At 48.6% G+C, this 19760-nt stretch carries 22 protein-coding genes; 6 read left to right on the top strand and 16 right to left on the bottom strand.

Features of this window, described 5'->3' with window-relative positions:
- Positions 1-94: 94 nt before the first annotated feature.
- Entirely contained in the window at positions 95-844 is a 750-nt protein-coding gene (locus ACESPQ_RS08100; RefSeq protein WP_118003039.1) for an AAA family ATPase, read from the bottom strand.
- Between the two features lie 325 nt (positions 845-1169).
- Here ACESPQ_RS08100 and ACESPQ_RS08095 point away from each other — a divergent pair, with 325 nt between their 5' ends.
- On the top strand, positions 1170-1775 hold the full coding sequence (locus ACESPQ_RS08095) for a hypothetical protein (RefSeq protein ID WP_257376561.1): 606 nt from the start codon (positions 1170-1172) through the stop codon (positions 1773-1775).
- A gap of 167 nt (positions 1776-1942) precedes the next feature.
- Here ACESPQ_RS08095 and ACESPQ_RS08090 read toward each other — a convergent pair whose 3' ends face one another.
- The 15 genes from ACESPQ_RS08090 to ACESPQ_RS08020 form a co-directional block, all read right to left on the bottom strand.
- Positions 1943-2257, bottom strand: coding sequence for a hypothetical protein (locus tag ACESPQ_RS08090; protein WP_257328298.1), 315 nt, complete (start codon positions 2255-2257; stop codon positions 1943-1945).
- Between the two features lie 484 nt (positions 2258-2741).
- Complete coding sequence (locus ACESPQ_RS08085) at positions 2742-3425, bottom strand: lysophospholipid acyltransferase family protein (RefSeq protein WP_002609702.1); 684 nt, start codon at positions 3423-3425, stop codon at positions 2742-2744.
- 6 nt (positions 3426-3431) lie between these two features.
- Positions 3432-3770: a holo-ACP synthase gene (acpS, locus tag ACESPQ_RS08080; protein ID WP_008817867.1), complete on the bottom strand. Its 339-nt coding sequence runs from the start codon at positions 3768-3770 to the stop codon at positions 3432-3434.
- A 105-nt stretch (positions 3771-3875) separates the two neighbouring features.
- The gene (gene fabZ / locus ACESPQ_RS08075; RefSeq protein WP_002609699.1) at positions 3876-4310 is read right to left on the bottom strand and encodes a 3-hydroxyacyl-ACP dehydratase FabZ; all 435 of its coding nucleotides are present in this window, start codon (positions 4308-4310) and stop codon (positions 3876-3878) included.
- Positions 4311-4312: 2 nt separating this feature from the next.
- Positions 4313-5551 (bottom strand): beta-ketoacyl-ACP synthase II, encoded by a 1239-nt coding sequence (gene fabF, locus ACESPQ_RS08070; protein WP_257379354.1) that lies wholly within the window; start codon positions 5549-5551, stop codon positions 4313-4315.
- The gene (gene fabG, locus ACESPQ_RS08065; RefSeq protein ID WP_257379353.1) at positions 5552-6283 is read right to left on the bottom strand and encodes a 3-oxoacyl-[acyl-carrier-protein] reductase; all 732 of its coding nucleotides are present in this window, start codon (positions 6281-6283) and stop codon (positions 5552-5554) included. It lies immediately after the preceding gene.
- A gap of 4 nt (positions 6284-6287) precedes the next feature.
- Positions 6288-7214, bottom strand: a complete 927-nt coding sequence (fabD, locus tag ACESPQ_RS08060) for an ACP S-malonyltransferase (RefSeq protein WP_257379352.1) — start codon at positions 7212-7214, stop codon at positions 6288-6290.
- A 113-nt stretch (positions 7215-7327) separates the two neighbouring features.
- A complete protein-coding gene (locus tag ACESPQ_RS08055; protein ID WP_257379351.1) occupies positions 7328-8383 on the bottom strand; it encodes an NAD(P)H-dependent flavin oxidoreductase in 1056 nt (351 codons plus the stop codon).
- Complete coding sequence (locus tag ACESPQ_RS08050) at positions 8376-9326, bottom strand: nitronate monooxygenase (RefSeq protein ID WP_002609690.1); 951 nt, start codon at positions 9324-9326, stop codon at positions 8376-8378. The genes ACESPQ_RS08055 and ACESPQ_RS08050 overlap by 8 nt, the downstream gene beginning before the upstream one ends.
- A gap of 10 nt (positions 9327-9336) precedes the next feature.
- Entirely contained in the window at positions 9337-10311 is a 975-nt protein-coding gene (locus tag ACESPQ_RS08045; protein ID WP_002609688.1) for a beta-ketoacyl-ACP synthase III, read from the bottom strand.
- On the bottom strand, positions 10298-11230 hold the full coding sequence (locus ACESPQ_RS08040) for an acetyl-CoA carboxylase carboxyltransferase subunit alpha (protein WP_008817874.1): 933 nt from the start codon (positions 11228-11230) through the stop codon (positions 10298-10300). The genes ACESPQ_RS08045 and ACESPQ_RS08040 overlap by 14 nt, the downstream gene beginning before the upstream one ends.
- Positions 11227-12066 carry an acetyl-CoA carboxylase, carboxyltransferase subunit beta gene (gene accD, locus ACESPQ_RS08035; RefSeq protein ID WP_373144245.1) on the bottom strand — a complete coding sequence of 280 codons (840 nt, stop codon included), beginning with the start codon at positions 12064-12066 and terminating at the stop codon, positions 11227-11229. The genes ACESPQ_RS08040 and accD overlap by 4 nt, the downstream gene beginning before the upstream one ends.
- Positions 12067-12082: 16 nt before the next feature.
- On the bottom strand, positions 12083-13450 hold the full coding sequence (gene accC, locus ACESPQ_RS08030) for an acetyl-CoA carboxylase biotin carboxylase subunit (RefSeq protein ID WP_373144236.1): 1368 nt from the start codon (positions 13448-13450) through the stop codon (positions 12083-12085).
- The gene (accB, locus tag ACESPQ_RS08025) at positions 13447-13911 is read right to left on the bottom strand and encodes an acetyl-CoA carboxylase biotin carboxyl carrier protein (RefSeq protein WP_257328292.1); all 465 of its coding nucleotides are present in this window, start codon (positions 13909-13911) and stop codon (positions 13447-13449) included. Before accB ends, accC begins: the two co-directional genes overlap by 4 nt.
- Positions 13912-13966: 55 nt before the next feature.
- A complete protein-coding gene (locus ACESPQ_RS08020; protein ID WP_002609679.1) occupies positions 13967-14191 on the bottom strand; it encodes an acyl carrier protein in 225 nt (74 codons plus the stop codon).
- Between the two features lie 517 nt (positions 14192-14708).
- Here ACESPQ_RS08020 and asrA point away from each other — a divergent pair.
- The 5 genes from asrA to hflX all read left to right on the top strand — a co-directional run bounded on the left by asrA (position 14709) and on the right by hflX (position 19601).
- On the top strand, positions 14709-15746 hold the full coding sequence (asrA, locus tag ACESPQ_RS08015; RefSeq protein ID WP_002609677.1) for an anaerobic sulfite reductase subunit AsrA: 1038 nt from the start codon (positions 14709-14711) through the stop codon (positions 15744-15746).
- A gap of 1 nt (position 15747) precedes the next feature.
- Positions 15748-16548 carry an anaerobic sulfite reductase subunit AsrB gene (gene asrB / locus ACESPQ_RS08010; protein ID WP_009588553.1) on the top strand — a complete coding sequence of 267 codons (801 nt, stop codon included), beginning with the start codon at positions 15748-15750 and terminating at the stop codon, positions 16546-16548.
- A gap of 12 nt (positions 16549-16560) precedes the next feature.
- Complete coding sequence (gene asrC, locus ACESPQ_RS08005; RefSeq protein ID WP_002609673.1) at positions 16561-17565, top strand: sulfite reductase subunit C; 1005 nt, start codon at positions 16561-16563, stop codon at positions 17563-17565.
- Positions 17566-17727: 162 nt separating this feature from the next.
- Positions 17728-18096, top strand: a complete 369-nt coding sequence (locus tag ACESPQ_RS08000; RefSeq protein ID WP_002609671.1) for a hypothetical protein — start codon at positions 17728-17730, stop codon at positions 18094-18096.
- A 257-nt stretch (positions 18097-18353) separates the two neighbouring features.
- Positions 18354-19601, top strand: a complete 1248-nt coding sequence (gene hflX / locus ACESPQ_RS07995) for a GTPase HflX (RefSeq protein WP_257334561.1) — start codon at positions 18354-18356, stop codon at positions 19599-19601.
- Positions 19602-19760: the final 159 nt, after the last annotated feature.

The raw sequence follows: 19760 nt of genomic DNA, 5'->3' as shown, positions 1-19760 counted from the left end.
CATTTTGACCGTGGCATATCGATCAAAATGTCAATTTGTAGAAACAGAGGAAGCAGACCCTGCTTATGGGAGGCAGCTCCTGCCGCTTTTCACTTCATTCCTCCAGCAGATAGCTAAGATAGCGTTCGGGCTGTTCAAGAAATCTTCTTGTCAGCTGGTAGTGCTCGGTATCCTTATAAGAAACTTCCTGAATGCCTGCTTCTGAGAATTCCAGAAGCTTTGCATAGGGATAGGCCATAAGCATGGGAGAATGGGTGGCTATGATAAATTGAGAGTTCTGTTGAACCAGTTCATGCACCTCTGCAATCAGTGTGAGAATGCGGGAGGGAGACAGCGCCGCCTCCGGCTCATCGAGCAGATACAGCCCATTGCCGCCAAAACGATTGTGAATCAGAGAGAGGAAGCTTTCCCCGTGAGACTGCCGGTGCAGGGATACTCCGCCATAGCTGTCGATGATATGGCGGGAACGATCCGGATATTGATCAAGCTCGTCGATATTAGAGGCGAGATTGTAAAAGCTCTCTGCGCGTAAGAAATAACCGTCTTTTGGATAGTCGCCTCTCCCCAGCTGAATATGTTCATATAAAGAAGAGTGGGAATCCTGTGTTGAAAAGTTGAAATTTCTAGTGCCTCCTTCCGGGTTAAAGCCGTAGGAGACAGCGATTGCTTCCAAAAGAGTGGATTTTCCAGTACCGTTTTCTCCGACAAAGAAGGTGACCGGTGCATCAAAGGACAGCTGACCCATACTACTCAGACAGCGAACGGCCGGCAAACTTGCAAGATAGGAGTCCGCAGCAGGCGGTGTTGCAATTTTAACATTACTGATATATCTGTTTTTTATCATGTGTGCTCCTCCTGAGAATCCGGTGGTTATAAACCGCATATCGTATGGAAATTCTGGATGCATTTCTTGTATGTATCATAACATATATTTCAGAATTACGGGGATATGCTTTATCTAAAAAGCAGGCAGAATACGACCACCTCAATGGTCGATGAACAGGTGAAAGCTATGCTTCGTGATCAGGTGGAACAAACTTCAGATGTTAAGGAAAGCTTAGAGGTTTCCGATTTTAAATCTGGAAACGGTTCACAAATATCGAAACAGGCATCGCTTTTTCAAGCCGTCATATCCCTGGATCGACCTCAGTGATGAAGATTACTTATGTATGATCGGGGCAATAGGTAAGGATAAGCATGGAACGTTTCACCCTACAGGCGCAGGCTTACTCATGTTCGGCAACGAATATCGAATCATACGCCATTATCATGAATATTCTCTGGATTATCGTGAAATGCTGGACCCCACGATTCGCTGGACTGACCGCTTATACTCCTCTTCAGGCGAATGGACGGGAAACCTCTTTGATTTTTACTTCCGGGTCTACAACAAAATTATTCTAAATGTAAAAGTACCATTTAAAATGAATGGTGGTGAACGGGTGGATGATACCCCGGTTCATCGAGCACTGCGTGAGGTACTTGCGAACTGTTTGGTGAATTCCGATTTTTATGTTCCTAGAGGCATTGTAATCAAGCAGAAAAACTATATATTGATTATTGAAAATCCGGGTACGATCTGTGTTGGAAAATATCAAATGAAAGTTGGAGGCGAATCAGATCCAAGAAACAAAGCATTCATGAAGATGTTTAACCTGATCGGTTTGGTGAGCGTGCAGGCAGTGGGGTTCCGGAGCTATTCTCTGTATGGGATCAGGAGGGATGGATGGAGCCGGTTATTGAAGAATCATATAATCCGGGACGCACGATTTTAACGTTGACGTTTGTAAAAAAGGATGAAGAAGCAAAACTGCGGGAAGAAAACACTTCAGCAATATGAAATGATAATCGCTATGATGCAGCCGGATGTATGGTATCGCTCTTCTGACTTTCTCAGTTGCTGCAGGTGAAGGAGAGAAGAATTCAAACCCTATTAAGAGAGCTATGCGAAAACGGCTGCATCGAGGATAATGGTCTGATCAAAGGGAAAAGATATAAAAAAGCCCATAATTAAACAGGTGTTAATGATCAGCGTCAAATAATTATGTACAAGATCTTTTAATTCTAAACCAGTGACTAAGTTTGCATATTCAATGGCAATTACTTCTTCAAAATATTCTTTATGCCTTTCCTTTGAATAATTCAAAAAATCTGTAAAACATTTTTTGTACTGATTTATAGTTGAATCTTTATAATGTTTTTTGTGCATTATATCAATTAATGCATCAGCACAATGCGATATTTTAATTTTGTCCATAGTTAGGACCTCCTTCGTGGTTGATTCCACAAAAGAAGTATTTGCATATAAAAAAATAATGTAAAGTGGTTTCGCTCAATTCCCTTATAAATAAAGGCTTTAAAACTTCTACTTTACATTATTTCTAACTTTACATTATTTCCAACTTGCCGGACACCCTTTAGTACCATCGCTTTGCGTTCTTCACTAGCCTTCCATTCCATTAAGTTTTCAATTGCATTACGTTCCAAGGAAATCACCGTCCTTTCATTGTTAAATCTAGCTTGACACAGTATTCCTAATATATCCACTTATATTTTGCACATTTTCCTAATAAAAACATATCATTAAAAACACATTTTTCTAAAAATAGGATGATCTATCTCGGATATTGATGCATATCTAAACAATGCTTGTCACGCTTTATTTTATGGATTTAAAATGTCACTTCCAATAGGATTATAGAACAAAAATAACGGCCGCATGAATCAGCCGTTATCTCTCTTTATGCTTCATCCAGAACCCGCTGCATTTCCTCCTGCAGTTGTACAGTTACACCCTCCGCCTTTAAAGGCTTGTAATCTTCATAATACAGCGGCTTTAGGATATGAATATGAAACGTTCCCTTATGCTTCATCACATCCATATAGTCGTAGGAATTTTTTAATACTATAGGAACAATGCAAGCCTTTGCCATAAACGCCGGCTGCATGGAGCCAGCCTGCATGGGATGCATTACACCGCCCTTGCTTCTGGTTCCCTCCGGGAAAATCAGCAGATTATCCTTCGCCTTGAGCCGTCTTGCGGCCTCCCGCAGCATACGAATGGCACTTCCGCGATCCTCTCTGTCAAATAGTATGACCTCCAGTGTCTTTGACCACGCAGCCACATACGGCACCTTTTCATTTTCTTTTTTGGAGATAAAGGTAAACGGCAGATCAAGGACAGCCATCTGTAGCAGCATATCGAATTCGCTCTGGTGATTGCATACAAACAAAATCGGCAGATCCTTAGGCAGCTGTTCCTGAAATTGTACATCCAGTGTCACACGATAATGCGACAACAGCCTTTCCGACCATTTCTTCATACATGCATACCGCTGTGCAAACGGTTTTTTCCGTACAAGGACAGCATCGATCCAGCTTCTTGGAATGAGCCAGAGAAGATACAGACTTCGCAATATATACATAAACACCTACTCCTTCATCGCCGCTGCATAGGCAATGGCATATTCTTTTTCATGAGATATGGATACCTCTACCTGAAGACCTGCGATATAGCATGTGGGAGCACCAGCGGCATCCGCAAGAATTTCAACAGCGGAAAGGACATAGGATTTCTCCTTATGCACCGCTTTGATAACCGCCTCCTTAGCCGCAAAGCGACCTGCCAGCCATTCCGCACGGCGTTCTTTTGGAATGCGGTCAAACAGCTTTCGCTCCTGTTCACTCAGCACACGCAGAAACGATTCCTTTTCCATAGCACGTTTTATTCTTGCGATTTCCACAATATCACAGCCTACTCCAAGCAGCATAGCCCTACCTCTTTTCCTTATTATATACGGGCGAAAAGCGATATATTTCCACCCGTTGTGCGCAGCAGTTGTTGAGCTGGAAATGCGTGCTGCGTACACGGTTTTTTATTTCTTCGGATCTTCCACCGCAAACATCATTTCCGCAGTCAGTGCAACCTCACCATCCACGCTAGCAACGGCATTCACGAAGGCGATACCCATACGTTCTCTGGTAACCTCTGCCTCCAGCTTCAACACATCCCCGGGAATCACCTGACGCTTGAAGCGCGCCTTGTTGATACCGGCAAACAATCCGATTTTCCCTTTGTTTTCTTCCTTGCTCAGCAGCATGACTGCCACGGTCTGTGCCAGCGCCTCCAGCTGCAGGACACCCGGCATGATTGCCTTCTGCGGAAAATGTCCGAGAAACTGCATCTCATTGGCACTGATGCATTTGATTCCCACAACCTTGTTTCCCTCGATGCTCTCAATGCGGTCCACCAGCAGAAACGGATAGCGGTGCGGTATGATTTTCTGAATATCATCACTGTTATAGATCATGCTTACTTCTCCCATCTGCGAATAAGGATGCTCGCATTATGTCCGCCGAAGCCCAGAGAATTGGACATGGCGATACGGATATCCGCCTGCTTCCCCTCATTGACCACAAGGTTCAGATCACAGGCAGGATCCGCATGACGATAGTTGATCGTTGCCGGCACAAAGCCGTTCTTCACTGCCAGTGTCGAAATGATCGCTTCCAGTGCCCCGCTGGCACCAAGCAGGTGTCCGGACATGGATTTCGTGCTGGATACATACGGCTTCATCGCTACAGCACCAAACGCCTTTTTCACAGCCAAAGTTTCACTGGCATCATTGAGCGGCGTGCTGGTTCCATGCGCATTGATATAATCAACATCCGCAGCTGTAATAGCTCCATCCTCGATTGCCATGGTCATGGCACGGGCCGCCTGTGCTCCATCCGCAAGCGGTGCCGTAATATGATTGGCATCACAGGTACTGCCATACCCGATGACCTCCCCATAGATTTCCGCATTTCTGGCAAGCGCATGCTCCAGCTCCTCCAGAATCAACACACCGGCTCCCTCTCCCATAACGAAGCCCTTGCGATCCGCATCGAAGGGAATAGAAGCACGATTGGGATCCTCTCCCTCATGCAGTGCCCGCATACTCGCAAATCCTGCCATCGCCACCGGTGTTACTGCCGCTTCACTTCCCCCGGCAGCCATCACATCCTCATAGCCGTCACGAATGCGGTGGAAGGCTTCTCCAATGGCATTGGTTGCCGCCGCACAGGCAGTCACCACACTGGAAACATTGCCGTGTGCATCCATATCAATGGCAGCACTTCCCGCTGCCAGATTGATCAGGGACATGGGAATGAAATACGGAGAGATACGGCTTGGTCCACGGCTTTCAATCGTCTGGGACGCGCCCTCAATTGTGGAAATACCACCGATTCCCGAACCGATGATCACACCAAAGCGATCGCGGTTGAATTCCGCATCCTGCAGACCGCTGTTTTCATATGCTTGCTTTGCGGCTATTCGTGTAAATTGTGTAAAGCGGTCATTGAATTTCAGATCACGCTTTGTGAAATACTGCTCCATATCCAGATTTCTGACCTCACCGGCCAGCTTGGCACGGAAGTCACCCGCATCAAAATGCGTAATCCTATCAATACCGCAGCGGGAGTGCTGAACACTGTCCCAGACCTGCTCCACATCATTTCCAATCGGGGATACAACGCCCATCCCTGTTATGACAACTCTTCTCTTCATTTACATCACCATCCCGCCGTCTACGGCAATAACCTGCCCTGTGATATAGGTACTGTCCTCACTGCACAGAAACTTCACCACGTTGGCAACATCCTGAACTGCTCCGAATTTTTTCATCGGTATGGAGGCAAGCGCACTTTCCTTAACACTGTCTGCCAGCTTGTCCGTCATCGCAGTAGCGATAAAGCCCGGCGCAACGGCATTCACACGGATACCTCTTGACGCAAGCTCCTTCGCACAGCTTTTCGTCAATGCAATCACGCCGCCCTTACTCGCTGCATAATTGGCCTGCCCCATGTTTCCGCATAATCCGACAACACTTGCCATATTGACAATTGCTCCGGATTTCTGTTTCATCATGATCCTTGCGACATGACGGATACAGTTGTAGGTTCCCTTCAGATTGACGCGGATAACATCATCAAAATCCGCATCGCTCATACGCAGCAGCAGATTATCCTTTGTAATACCGGCATTGTTTACCACGATATCCAGATGTCCGTATTCCTTTACGATTTCCTCCAGCATGGCCTTTACCTGCTCTCCATCGGAGATATCGCACTGTATCATTTTGTGATGACCTTCAGGATCACACTGTGCCAGAACCGCACGGGCTCCCTCTTCACTGTGTGCATAATTAATGATCACGTTGTATTCCTTTGACAGGGTAATCGCAATGGCTTCCCCGATTCCACGGGATGCCCCGCTGATAAATGCAGTTTTTCTTTCCATAGCCTTATCCTTTCATATAATCCAGCGTTTCCGCAAGACTTGCCGCATCTTCCACATGCAGTATGTTCACATCCATGCCCTTTGCACATTTCTTTACAAAGCCGCTGACCGCCTTGCCGGGACCTACCTCGATAAAGGTATCGACACCGTCTGCCAGCATATTCCTTATGGTATCCTCCAGCAGTACGCTGTGTGAAATCTGTTCGCTTAACAAATCGATGAGTGGACGGTCCGCAACACGCGCGGTAAGATTATGCAATACCGGGATGCGCGGTGTCTTCAGCTCATATCCAGAAAGCACCTGATGCAGCTGTTTTCCGGCATCCTGCAATAAGGAGGAATGAAAGGCACCGGATACCTGTAAGGGGATCACTCTTCGTGCGCCTGCCTCCAGACATTTTTTTCCACATGCCTCAACCGCTGCTTTTTCACCTGTGATGACGATCTGTCCCGGACAGTTGTAATTGGCGATTTCACATACACCGATATCCTGTACCGCTTCACAGGCGTTCAAAATCGCTTCTTTATCCAGCATCAATACCGCAGCCATCGCACTCGTTCCTGATGGAAGTGCATTGGCCATCAGCTTTCCACGTTCCCGCAAAATTTCTGCGCCTGCCTGTACTGAAAAGCAGTCCGCATAGCACAGAGCACTGTATTCTCCTAGACTCAGTCCGGCAGTCACATCTGCATGTATGCCGTTTTCTTGTAATACAGCCGCTGCCGCCATTGCGTGGGCAAAAATTGCCACCTGTGTATATTGTGTATCGTCCAGCTGCTCCTTTGGTCCTTCAAAGCAAAGCGTTTTCACATCAAAATCCGTTGCTATGCTGTCGAAGACCGCCTTTGCACTGTCGTAGTTTTCATATAAATCCTTTCCCATGCCGGGATACTGTGCTCCCTGACCGGAAAACAGAAATGCTGTTTTCATGCCTGACTCCATTTCCCCGCGCATCCTGCGCAGTTCCTACTTACTGATAAACCGTTCTCTATTTAACTGATACTTTACGTTTTTAAGCTCCTGCATTTACGTAAGCTGATACATTACGCACACAGCTCCGCCATGAGATCATGCACACTCACGATGTCCGTAACACGCCATGCATTGGCTCCTGCGAATACCAGACCGTTTTCCACATCGCCCTCTACCGAATGCACGAGTGCATCACTGATACAATACGGTGTGGAGGCAGGAACACACGGCTTCATGCAGCCAATGCAGTGCTTTGGGGCAATTCTGCCCTTTGACGCATTGCGCATGAACGCTGTCATCACAGCACGGCCCGGAAGTCCTGCTGGACTCGCCACCAGCGTAATATCCTCTTTCCTGGCGTTTACGATTTTCTGCTTGAATGCCAGATCCGCATCGCATTCCGTTGTTGCGATAAAACGGGTTGCCATCTGGACACCGCTTGCACCGATATTCAACAATGCCGCAATATCCTCACGGGTATACACACCACCCGCCGCAAATACCGGAATGCTTGTCTGGTATAGTTCCTCATATGCCTGTATTTCCTGCAGTACCTCACAGACCAGCTCGGAAAGCTCCTTCACTTTGCCGGACAACAGCTCTTCCTTCTTAAAGCCCAGATGTCCGCCCGCCAGACTTCCCTCCACAACGATGAAATCCGGACAGCGATGATAATGACGATCCCAGCTTTTCAGAATCAGACGCGCGGCACGACCACTGGATACAATCGGTGCCAGAGCCACCTGATCGCTGCCTTCCACAGACGGCAAATTCATCGGCATACCTGCACCGGAAATGATAACATCCACGCCTGCCCCAATGGCAGCCTTCACATAGTCCTCATAATGATGGGATGCGACCATCACATTGACACCCAAAAGACCTCTGCCCCCGCTGATTGCTCTGGCTTTGGCTGCTTCCTCATATACTGCTTCCATGTTGCAGGCAAGGGGGTCCTTCCAGAAATTTTCTTTGCGATATCCCGGATGTGCCGCAGAAATCACACCCATGCCGCCTTCCTTCATGACAGCACCGGCAAGATTTCCCAGCGAAACACCAACTCCCATACCACCCTGAATAATCGGCTTTTCCAGATACTTTGAACCAATGGGAATGCGTTTACTCATAGCACAGTTCCTTTACCGCCTGCTGCAGCGTTACCACCTCTTCTTCACTTTCGTGAATCAAAGAGTCGAGGATATCCTGTAACGGACGGATATCCTTACACATACCGGCAACCTGCCCCATCATAACAGAGCCATGACGCATATCACCTTCCAGAACGGCTCTTCGCAGACCGCCCAGTGTCAGCTTTTCCATTTCTTCCTTATCAGCTCCGCTTTGTTCCAGCTTCAGATATTGCAGCGCCATCTGATTTTTCAGAATACGGACCGGTGTTCCCGTACTTCTGCCGGTGACAACAGAATCCATATCCTTCGCCTTCATAACAGCCTTTTTATAATTTTCATGGATTGGACATTCCTCTGCCAGCAGCAGACAGGTACCGACCTGCACACCTACAGCGCCCAGACACAGTGCTGCATTCAGCTGCCTGCCGCTTGCGATTCCTCCGGCTGCCAGAACCGGAATGGACACAGCATCCACGACCTGCGGTACCAGTGACATGGTCGTTGTTTCTCCCACATGACCGCCGGATTCTCCACCCTCGGCAATGACGGCATCCACTCCGGACTTTTCCAGGCGGCGTGCCAGTGCCACACTTGCCACAACCGGAATCACCTTACAGCCGCTTTCCTTTAAAGCCGGAATATACGGTCCCGGATTGCCGGCACCTGTGGTAACCACCGCAACCTGCTCCTCGCAGATCACCTGCATGATGGCCTGCGTATGCGGATTCATCAGCATGACATTGACGCCGAACGGCTTATTTGTTAACTGCTTACAGGTACGGATTGCCTCCCGTGTCTGGTGCTCATCCATGGCACCAGTTGCGATAATGCCAAGTGCGCCGCAGTTGGATACGGCTGCAGCAAATTCCGGCGTTGCGATATTTGCCATCGCTCCCTGGAAAATCGGATATTTGATTCCTAACAATTCATTTATTAACATACAACTCTCCTTACAGTTCGATATAGCAGCCGGCCCAGGTAAAGCCTGCACCAAATCCGCTCAGAACGATTTTCATACCCGGCTGCAGCAAGCCCTTCTCACTCATTTCTCCCAGAGCGAGCGGAATACTTGCGGCCGAGGTGTTTCCATATTCCTCAATATTGATATACACATGCTCTTTGTCGATGTGCATGCGTTTGCATACGTTGTTGATGATTCTCACATTTGCCTGATGCGGTACGATCCAGTCGATATCCTCAATGCGTTCCCCTGCCTGTTTCAGTACATCCTCAATGGCCTCCTGCATGGCTTTCACCGCAAAGCGAAAGGTCGCATTTCCTTCCATGCAGACCACGGAGGGCTGATAGGGCTGTTCTGAGAACAAGGGTCTTGGTTTGGGTGCATCACTGTGAATCACACCGGCGGCATCTCCCATACTCCCTGCAAAATGCAGCATACGCTTATTCGTATCCTCCTGCTTCACGATGGCAGCTCCGGCTCCATCCGCAAAAATGATACAGGTGGAGCGATCGTTCCAGTCCAGCTGCTTGGAAATGACCTCGGCACCGATGATAAGGGCACACGTCACCTGTCCTGCCGCAAGCATGGCATGGGCACTCTGCAATGCGTACAGAAAGCCGCTGCATGCCGCATTCAGATCAAACGCCATCATATGCTGATTGTTCAGACCCAGCTTTTCCTGAATCAGACACGCCGTGGAAGGGGTTGTCTGATCCGGTGTGAAGGTTGCTGTGATGATCAGGTCAATCTCTTTTGGATCAATGCCGGATTTGTCGATTGCCATACGGGCCGCACGTGCACCAAGATCACTCGTATTCTCTTCTTCCGAAATATATCTGGCACGGATTCCCGTTCTGCTGGAAATCCATTCGTCATTCGTATCGACAAAGGTGCTCAGCTCCTCATTGGTAACGCGGCGTTTTGCCAGCGCATAGCCCAGTCCCTTGATGCTACAGCTCTTCATAATTTGCCCCCATCACTCGATATTTTTCATACCGCTTTGCCAGCAGTACCTTTTCCTTTTTCTTGCACAAATCATCCAGAACATTTTCCAGCTGCTCCCGCAGATGCTCGACTACATAGTCAAAGCAGATATGCGCGCCGCCCTTTGGTTCCGCGATAATCGTATCAATGATACCCTTGCGCTTTAAATCCGCTGCCGTAAGCTCCATCACACCGGCTGCCTCTGCCGCTCTGGATTCATCCTTCCACAGAATGCTCGCAAAGCCCTCCGGGGAGAGAATGGAATAGATGGCATGCTCCAGCATCATGATGTGATCCGCAACCGAAAAGGCAAGTGCACCACCGCTGCCGCCTTCACTTAATACGATGGCAAGCACCGGGGTACGGATTTCTGAGAACACTGCCAGACACTGCGCAATGGCTTCCGCCTGTCCGCGCTCCTCGGCACCCTTTCCCGGATACGCACCCGCAGTATCGACCAGCGTAATGATGGGACGGTGAAACTTCTCCGCCTGCTTTGCCAGTCGGATTGCCTTGCGATAGCCCTCCGGATGCAGCATTCCGAAGTTGCGCTGCATGTTTTCCTCCAGCGTCTTTCCCTTGCTCTGGGCAAGAACGGTTACACTTCTTCCATGAAAGGTCGCAATGCCGCCCTGACAGGCCGCATCATCTCCATAGCAGCGATCACCATGCAGCTCCATGAAATCCGGAAACAGTGCCCGGATATAGTCTGCAGCCTTTGGACGCTTGGGATGGCGTGCCAGATAAACGGTATCCCAGGCATCCAGCTGCAGCATTGCTTCCTCTCGTAAATGATCGATCTGTAAACGCAGCTCATCGGCGTGAGGATCCATGGCATCCAGCTTTGCCAGCTCGGCTTCCAGAACTGCAATGCTGCTTTCTGCTTCCTTTATGCTCATGATGCTCTCCTTTCGTGCAGCTTCAGGATACGCCGCAAGGTATCCCTGCTGTCCTTTCGCTCCACAATCGCATCCACAAAGCCTTTTTCCAGCAGAAACTCTGCCTTCTGAAAGTTGGCCGGCAGCTCCTCCTTGACCGTGGAGGCGATAACACGTTTTCCCGCAAAGCCGATCAGGCAGTCCGGTTCACTTAGAATGATATCCCCCAGCATGGCGAAGCTTGCGCTTACCCCGCCGGTTGTCGGGTGTGTCAGATAGGATATATACAGCAGCCCTGCATCACTGTGCTTCGCAAGTGCCGCACTTGTTTTTGCCATCTGGACAAGAGAGAGGATTCCCTCCTGCATACGCGCTCCGCCGCTTGTCGTAAAAATCAGCAGCGGCAGCTTCTTCTTCGTCGCATATTCGATGCAGCGGGTAATCTTCTCTCCGACGATCTGTCCCATACTGCCCATAAAGAAATTGCTGTCCATCACGGCGATCGCACACGGAAAGCCGCCAATGCTCGCTGCACCGCAGACAACCGCTTCCTGCAGACCTGTTTTCTTCTGCAGGCGGGAAAGCTTCTCCTCATAGCCCGGAAAAGCAAGCTGCTCCTTTTTCAGAAAGAGCCTTCGATCCAGCTCGGTAAAGCTGTTTTCATCCACGATCTGGCGTAGGCGTTCCCGTGCGGTCAGCTTCATGTGATGTCCGCAATGGGGACATACATACAGATTGTGCATAAGATCCTCAAACAGGATACTCTCCTTGCACTGTGGACAGCTTTTATACAGATTATCCGGAGCCTCCAGCGGTTCTCTTACCGGCAGAGTACGGCGTTTTTTAAACAGGTCCAGACGGTTCTTTCGTACCTTAAATAATTGTTCCATCCTCTTTCAGCTCCTTTATAAATGATTCCATAAAGCCGGTATCGTAGCGGCCGCCGACAAATGTCGGATGATGCAGTAACAGATACTGAAATTCGATATTGGTTTCCACACCCTCGATCAACAGCTCCTCCAGTGCGGAGCGCATCCGCTTGATGCATTCCAGACGGGTATCCGCATAGGTGATGATTTTGGCAATCATGGAATCATAGTATGGCGGTATTTTATAATCGTTGTATACCGCACTTTCAATGCGCACACGGCGTCCCAGCGGAAAGTTGATAAAGCTCACCTGTCCCGGACTGGGCGCAAAATTATATTTGATATTCTCCGCATTGATACGGCATTCGATGGCATGACCACGGCAGACGATATCCTCCTGCCTATAGGCAAGCTTATGACCATCCGCAATGCGAATCTGCTGCTTGATCAGGTCGATGCCGCATATTTCCTCGGAAATGGTATGCTCCACCTGGATCCGTGTATTCATTTCCATGAAATAGTATTCTCCACGGGCATCCAGCAGAAACTCGATCGTTCCCACACTGTCATAGCCGACACTTTCTGCGGCACGCACGGCATCACGAAGCAGCTTTTCACGTACATCTTCCTTTAATATATGGCAGGGCGCCTCCTCCAGCAGCTTCTGGTTGCGTCGCTGACAGGAGCAGTCACGCTCATACAGATGCACGACATTCCCGTGCTTATCCGCCATCAGCTGCACCTCGACGTGCTTCGGCTCAACGATGAATTTTTCCATATAGACGGCGTCATCCCCAAAATTTGCACGGGCCTCCGCTTTCGCCGTATCAAAGGCATCCGCAAGCTCTTCGGCACAATCCGCACGGCGCATTCCGCGTCCGCCTCCTCCGCTGCTTGCCTTGATCAGCACCGGATATCCGATTTTCTCTGCCATGGCTGCGGCATCCTGTACGGTTTCCAACAGATCCTTACTGCCGGGAATGACCGGTACCCCGGCCTCCATCATACAGCGGCGGGCGTTGTTCTTATCTCCCATCTGCTCAATCACATCCGGATTGGGACCGACGAAGATCAGACCACACTGCAGCACCAGTCGGGCGAACTTCGCATTCTCACTCAGAAAGCCAAAGCCCGGATGAATCGCATCACAGGCTGTCATACAGGCTGCGCTTAGGATATTCTTCATATTCAGATAGCTGTCATTGGCTCTTGGACCGCCGATGCATACGGCATAATCCGCAAGCTGAACATGCAGCGCCTCTTTATCGGCAGTGGAATACACCGCAACTGTTTCAATATTCATTTCCTTGCAGGTACGGATGATTCTAACCGCGATTTCTCCACGGTTCGCAATGAGAAGTCGGCGGATCATGCGGCCTCACCGATGCGGATCAGCTCCTGATCAAATTCCACCATCGCTTCATTGGTTATCAGAATCTCCTGTACGATACCGTCCACCGGGGAAGGAATTTCATTCATGACCTTCATGGCTTCGATAATACACAGGACATCCCCCTTTTTCACCTGCTGGCCGATTTCCACAAACGGCGTTCCTCCCTGGGAGCGGGCATTGTAATAGGTGCCGACAAGCGGCGCCTTCACCCAGGTCCCCGCTGCCTTCTTCACTTCCACTGCAGGAAGCGGTGCAGTCTGTGGTACTGCTGCCACAGGGGGAAGCGGCTCCGTTATCACCGGTTCCATATGCACAGCCCTGCTGTCCGCAGCTGCCCCCTTCTCCATTTTTATTTTCATGTCATCCACTTCCAGCTCCATTTTGTGAAGTCCGCTTTCCTCGAAAACGCGGATGATGTCTTGGATCTTATCTGTATTCATGTACTTACCTCCTACGGATTTTAAAAAAGCCAAGGTATCTTGGCTTTTCTCTTGTTTACGCTTTGCTTTCCAGCAGGCTTACGATATCTGCTACGGTAACCAGCTTTGCCAGCTCTTCATCCTCAATGCGTACATCAAATTCTGTTTCCAGCTCCAGAGAAAGCTCCACGGCTGCCAGGGAATCAATTCCCAGATCATCCTTCAGGTTTGCTTCCATTTTAATCATATCTTCGTCGACGTTGATGGCCTCCATCAGTACTTCTTTTACTTTTTCAAACATACTTGTTCCTCCTGTGCAAATTCACTTTGACTGCTACCAGAATAACACTACTGGTAAAGAATGTCAACTATTTTAGTTTTAGATACTAGATTTAAAAGTAAATAATAACCCTAGTATTGATTACTAGGACGATATAATTCGATAATTTTGACGATATGAATCCCAAATACACAATATGCTTTGAAATTCAAATTGAATTATAGTACTTTGATTGTCAAAAGTAAATAGTTTGAACTTCAAATGTGTATTTTCACATATTTTCCCATAATCAGGAAGACGGTATCTGCCCTGCGCTGCATTTTCATGCACTTCTCCTGCACATACACGGAGAAAGCAGCACCATCCGTCAGACATTACCTGTATTTATAGAGATATTAGGATTGCTTATACATTTGTGAACATATTCACTTCGCCAGGGAAAGGGATTACAATATCTTTAGTACCGGTATGCATGACATGCTCTGTCCATGCATATGGTGGTTGTAAACATAGAGGAAGCACGTGAGGAGGACGACATATGTCATTTCAACTAACACTCGAGGAAGTGAATCAGGTTTTTGACACACTTCGGCAAAGCTATCGGATTTATGCTCCCAAGCGACTGAAGAATGCGGGGCGCTACTGCAATACCGATCTCATCCGCTATCAGGAAATCCGCAGTATGGAGGAAATCGAATGGGAACAGCGCAGTGACTATTCCCCGAAGGAGGTTTTCTACCCGATCAACCAGACGCTCTTTCATTTCACAGAGCATTATTTTCTGGAAAGTCAGGCAGATGAAAAGGACCTGCTGATATTTGCACGAAGCTGTGATATTCACGGCATTAAGCGGCTGGATAAGATATTTCTGGAAAACGGGCCGCAACCGGATCCCTATTATAAACGAATGCGGGACAAGGTGCATTTCATCCTGATGGAATGTCCGGAAAACGGCTGGGAATCCTGTGCCTGCTGTTCCATGGGAACAAATGTCACAGACGAATATGACCTTGCCATGCGTCCGCTGAAGGAAGAGGGACGCGTACTGGTGGAATGTCGCAGCGAACAGCTTGCGCATCTGTTTTCAGCATTTGAACACGCAGAATTTCAGCCGAAATTTGTCAGGGAAAACAAAACGACCATACAGGTGCCGGATATCCGTGAGGATATGGTAGACTCCATCCGTACACTGGAAATGTGGAAGGACTATCAGAGTCGCTGTATCGGCTGCGGTGCCTGCAATTCTGTCTGCATCACCTGTTCCTGCTTCAACACGGTGGATACGCCCTATACGGAAAACGGAAAGAGCGGAGAACGCCGCCGGACATGGACCGGCTGTATGAACGATGATTTCACGACGGTAAACGGCGGTCATGCCTTCCGGGATGAGTATAAGGACCGTATGCGCTTTAAAACCATGCACAAGGTATATGATTTCAAAAAACGCTTTGCCACGGACTATCAGATGTGTGTAGGCTGCGGCCGCTGCGATGATATCTGTCCGTCCTATATATCCTTTACGCACATCATCCAGCGTCTTCATGACGAGGTAGAACACATGAAGGAGGAGAAATGATATGAACAACCCATGGCTGCCGCAGAAGCACCGCATCCTGAATATCATAGAGGAAACCGATCTGGAATCCACCTTTGTTGTCGAATTCAGGGATCCGCAGATTCGGCATGGACAGTTTTTCCAGCTTTCTCTGCCGAAGATCGGAGAAGCTCCGATTTCCGTATCCAGCTTTACCGACTCCACCGTGGAATTTACGATTCGCAGAGTCGGCACACTGACCAATGTCCTGTTTGATCTTCACGCAGGGGATGATATCTATATCCGCGGTCCCTATGGCAACGGCTTTCCGCTGGAGGAATTCAAGGGAAAACACATTGCTGTCATCGCCGGAGGTACCGGCGTGTCCCCGGTGCGCAGTACCCTGCATCATTATCTGAACAATCCGCAGGACTGCAGAGATGTTTATGTCATCGCAGGCTTTCGGGATGCACAGCACGTTCTGTTTGAAAACGACCTGCGCCAATGGCGGCAGGCGAAGCATTTCCATACAACGCTGACACTCGATCACGGAGAACGCGAAGGCTTTCAGGAAGGCTTTGCGATGAATTATGTTAAGGATATCCCGTTTCAGGATTTTGGGGAGGAATATGCCGTTATCATTGTCGGCCCTCCCGTCATGATGAAGTTCACCGCACAGGAATGTATGAAATACGGCGTGACAGAGGACCATATCTATGTTTCCTTTGAGCGGAAGATGTCCTGCGCCCTTGGAAAATGCGGACACTGTAAAATCAATGAAACGTATGTTTGTCTGGAAGGCCCTGTCTTTCCGTATACCAAAGCCAAAGGGCTTGTGGATTAGGAGGTAAACGATATGTCACAGGATATGAATATCAACGCCCTTCGTACCAACTGCTTCCGTCAGTCCAAGGTCAAGGGTGAATACATGCTGCAGATGCGTGTTCCCGGCGGTCTGATACAGGCAAAGTATCTGAGCTTCGTCGAGCATCTGGCAGAAGCATACGGAGACGGCACCTTTCATTTTGGTTCCCGCCAGTGTTTTGCCATCCCCGGCATCAAATATGAGAATATCGATGCCGTCAATAAAGAGCTGAAGGACTATCTGGAGGATGTTGAAATCGCCCAGTGCGGTGTGAAAATGGAAACCGATGCCGGCTTTCCGACCATCGGTGCCCGCAATGTCATGGCCTGTATCGGCGGTATTCACTGTATCAAGGCGAATATCAATACACAGGATATGGCAAAAAAGATCGAACAGGAGGTATTCCCGAGTCATTATCATATCAAGGCTGCGGTTGCCGGCTGTCCGAATGACTGCGCCAAGGGACACTTCAATGATTTTGGAATCATCGGTCTGACAAAGCCGACATATCACAGCGATCTGTGTATCGGCTGCGGCTCCTGCGTAAAGGCCTGCGAATCCCATGCGACAAGAGTGCTCAGTCTGAAAAACGGCAAAATTGAAAAGGATACCTGCTGCTGTGTCGGCTGCGGAGAATGTACGCTGGTATGTCCGACCAATGCCATGCAGCGAAGCCCGAAGCCGTTTTATCGAATTCTGATTGGCGGCCGTACCGGAAAGCAGTACCCGCGAATGGGAAAGACCTTTGCAGATTTCCTGAGTGAGGATGCCGTTCTGGCAATCCTGCGCAACTGGCAGGATTTCTCCGCTGAGGTGCTGAAGGGACAGCCGCGCTATCTGCATGGCGGTCATCTGATTGACATGGCGGGCTATGAAACGTTCAAGGAGCTGATGCTGAAGGATGTCAAGCTGAATCCCGAGGCAAGAATTGCGGAAAATCTCTATTTCGCAGAAACAGAATATCGGGGAAGAATTCACGTCAAGCCTGTGAAATAATTTTGAGCCTTCCATGATATTCCCTACCTGAAGCATGTTCCCTGTATAGCGATACATCCGGGTATTACTGCCCGGATTTCTTCATTCTGCACACTTTTCTTATAATTCATATACTTTTTATACAACATATGATGTAGAAAAGGCAGGAAGGAGGAGCATTTCATGAAACGATCTGATTTCTTCACAATGGAAAACGGAATTCTGCATATCACATCCAACGCTCATACGTATCCCCTATCTACACTGATCAGAACAGAGCTGCTGCTCAGACCACTCAGTCACAATAATCTCAATACCATACTAAACGGCACGCTGTTCAGCGGAAACGGCTATGAGCCCCTGAACATCTATCTTCGTCTGCAGTTTCAGGATGGGACAAACGAGGACATGCTGTTAACACCAAAGCCTGTCATTCGCCATAATCTGGATTATTATGAGATTGTACGGCGCGGACGCAAGCTGCAGGAAATACTGAATTACTGGCTTCGGGAGATAGAAGCCACAGGAAAACCTGCGGCACAGCCGCTTTAGGCTTTCTTAATCCGGAATACAATCGCTTATATAAGCAGATTGTAAAAGAGCGGATGCCTGCAGGCATCCGTTTTTTACCGTATACACCTTCCTGCAGTCAGCGTGCAGGCATGCACATCATAGCATTTTCCCCTTCCCTGACAACGCCTGCGTATAAACGAAATCCGCATACTTTTACAGGATTGATTCGCAAATCCGAATTCTTTTCATAAACTGCAGGAAAACATGCTACAATAAGATACTAGAGGAGTGATGTCATGCAGCAGGTTATCATCGTTCTGGCGGATACCACAGAACAAGCAGAGAAAAACGAGGAATTTATTGAGCTGGTACAGGCAGCCGATATGGAAATAAAGGAAACCTTTAGACAGAATCTGAAAAGCATTACGCTGAGAACCTATATCGGTACCGGTAAATGTGAGGAAATTCGTGCATACCTGCAGGAGCAGGAAATACAACGCGTTGTGTTTAACCACGATCTGAGTCCCTTGCAAATCCGCAATCTGGAGGAAATCCTACAGACGCCGGTCATGGACCGTACAGAGCTCATTCTCGCCATTTTTGAAAGCCGGGCAGTCACACGTACCGCAAGACTGCAAATTGAGTGCGCACAGCTGAAGAAGCTGCTTCCCCGTCTGATTGGTGCCAATACACAGCTGGGAAGACAAAGCGGCAGCGGAAAAAACAAGGGTGCCGGAGAAAAGCAGCTGGAGCTGGATCGAAGAAGAATCAATGCACGGATTCAGGAGCTGCAAAGAGAGCTGAAGAAAATAGAGGCACAGCGCTTCAATCAGCGGCGGGCAAGACAGAAATCCATGCTGCCGCTCGTATCGCTGGTCGGCTATACAAATGCCGGAAAAAGTACCATCATGAATATGCTGCTGGAGCACAGCAGTCCCTATGAGGAGGATAAAAAGGTGCTGGAAAAGGATATGCTGTTTGCCACTCTGGACACCAGTATCCGCCATATCGATCTGCCGGATGGAAAATCCTTTCTGTTGTCCGACACCGTCGGCTTTGTTTCCAATCTCCCTCATGATCTGGTGGAGGCCTTCCATTCTACACTGGAGGAGGTGCAGTATGCTTCCCTTCTGGTTCAGGTTGTAGATGTATCCAGTGAGGAATATGCAAGACAGATGGAAATCACGCAGGAAACGCTGCAGCAGATCAAGGCTGCCGACATCCCGATGATTACCGTCTATAATAAGTGCGATCAAAGCGGATATCAATATCCGCAGGTACATGCGCATGATCTATATATGAGTGCCAAAGAAAAAGCCGGGCTGCAGGAATTACTGGATCTGATCCACAGTCACCTGTATCCGGATGAAAAGCATGTGGAGCTGCATATTCCCTACCAGCAGACCGGTATCTATTCCCTGCTGATGAAGCATGCACATGTCATCAGCCGCAGGGATGAGGAAGATGGTATTCATCTGGATGCAGTGCTATCGGATACGCTGTATCAAAAATACCGCAACTACATCATCTGCCTGAAAGATTAAGAATGACAACGCTGTATCCAGCACGAATTGCTTTTATACCCATCGGTTTACAGGATGAGAAAACTGGTGAAATCGAAAAAACCACACAGCTTTGCCGATGTGCAATCATACGATATGGAGACTGACAGCTGATCCAGGACAAAAACGGATAATCGGTTC

It is taken from the genome of Clostridium sp. HGF2, from assembly GCF_964240115.1.
GTDB classification, from domain to species: domain Bacteria; phylum Bacillota_I; class Bacilli_A; order Erysipelotrichales; family Erysipelotrichaceae; genus Clostridium_AQ; species Clostridium_AQ innocuum.
The sequence above is the reverse complement of the archived record's forward strand: the minus strand, read 5'-3'. Positions and strand labels throughout refer to the sequence as shown.

Coding starts and splice junctions, on each gene's coding strand:
- ACESPQ_RS08100 (WP_118003039.1), bottom strand. CDS start 844: ATGATAAAAAACAGATATATCAGTAATGTTAAAATTGCAACACCGCCT.
- ACESPQ_RS08095 (WP_257376561.1), top strand. CDS start 1,170: ATGATCGGGGCAATAGGTAAGGATAAGCATGGAACGTTTCACCCTACA.
- ACESPQ_RS08090 (WP_257328298.1), bottom strand. CDS start 2,257: ATGGACAAAATTAAAATATCGCATTGTGCTGATGCATTAATTGATATA.
- ACESPQ_RS08085 (WP_002609702.1), bottom strand. CDS start 3,425: ATGTATATATTGCGAAGTCTGTATCTTCTCTGGCTCATTCCAAGAAGC.
- acpS (WP_008817867.1), bottom strand. CDS start 3,770: ATGCTGCTTGGAGTAGGCTGTGATATTGTGGAAATCGCAAGAATAAAA.
- fabZ (WP_002609699.1), bottom strand. CDS start 4,310: ATGATCTATAACAGTGATGATATTCAGAAAATCATACCGCACCGCTAT.
- fabF (WP_257379354.1), bottom strand. CDS start 5,551: ATGAAGAGAAGAGTTGTCATAACAGGGATGGGCGTTGTATCCCCGATT.
- fabG (WP_257379353.1), bottom strand. CDS start 6,283: ATGGAAAGAAAAACTGCATTTATCAGCGGGGCATCCCGTGGAATCGGG.
- fabD (WP_257379352.1), bottom strand. CDS start 7,214: ATGAAAACAGCATTTCTGTTTTCCGGTCAGGGAGCACAGTATCCCGGC.
- ACESPQ_RS08055 (WP_257379351.1), bottom strand. CDS start 8,383: ATGAGTAAACGCATTCCCATTGGTTCAAAGTATCTGGAAAAGCCGATT.
- ACESPQ_RS08050 (WP_002609690.1), bottom strand. CDS start 9,326: ATGTTAATAAATGAATTGTTAGGAATCAAATATCCGATTTTCCAGGGA.
- ACESPQ_RS08045 (WP_002609688.1), bottom strand. CDS start 10,311: ATGAAGAGCTGTAGCATCAAGGGACTGGGCTATGCGCTGGCAAAACGC.
- ACESPQ_RS08040 (WP_008817874.1), bottom strand. CDS start 11,230: ATGAGCATAAAGGAAGCAGAAAGCAGCATTGCAGTTCTGGAAGCCGAG.
- accC (WP_373144236.1), bottom strand. CDS start 13,450: ATGATCCGCCGACTTCTCATTGCGAACCGTGGAGAAATCGCGGTTAGA.
- accB (WP_257328292.1), bottom strand. CDS start 13,911: ATGAATACAGATAAGATCCAAGACATCATCCGCGTTTTCGAGGAAAGC.
- ACESPQ_RS08020 (WP_002609679.1), bottom strand. CDS start 14,191: ATGTTTGAAAAAGTAAAAGAAGTACTGATGGAGGCCATCAACGTCGAC.
- asrA (WP_002609677.1), top strand. CDS start 14,709: ATGTCATTTCAACTAACACTCGAGGAAGTGAATCAGGTTTTTGACACA.
- asrB (WP_009588553.1), top strand. CDS start 15,748: ATGAACAACCCATGGCTGCCGCAGAAGCACCGCATCCTGAATATCATA.
- asrC (WP_002609673.1), top strand. CDS start 16,561: ATGTCACAGGATATGAATATCAACGCCCTTCGTACCAACTGCTTCCGT.
- ACESPQ_RS08000 (WP_002609671.1), top strand. CDS start 17,728: ATGAAACGATCTGATTTCTTCACAATGGAAAACGGAATTCTGCATATC.
- hflX (WP_257334561.1), top strand. CDS start 18,354: ATGCAGCAGGTTATCATCGTTCTGGCGGATACCACAGAACAAGCAGAG.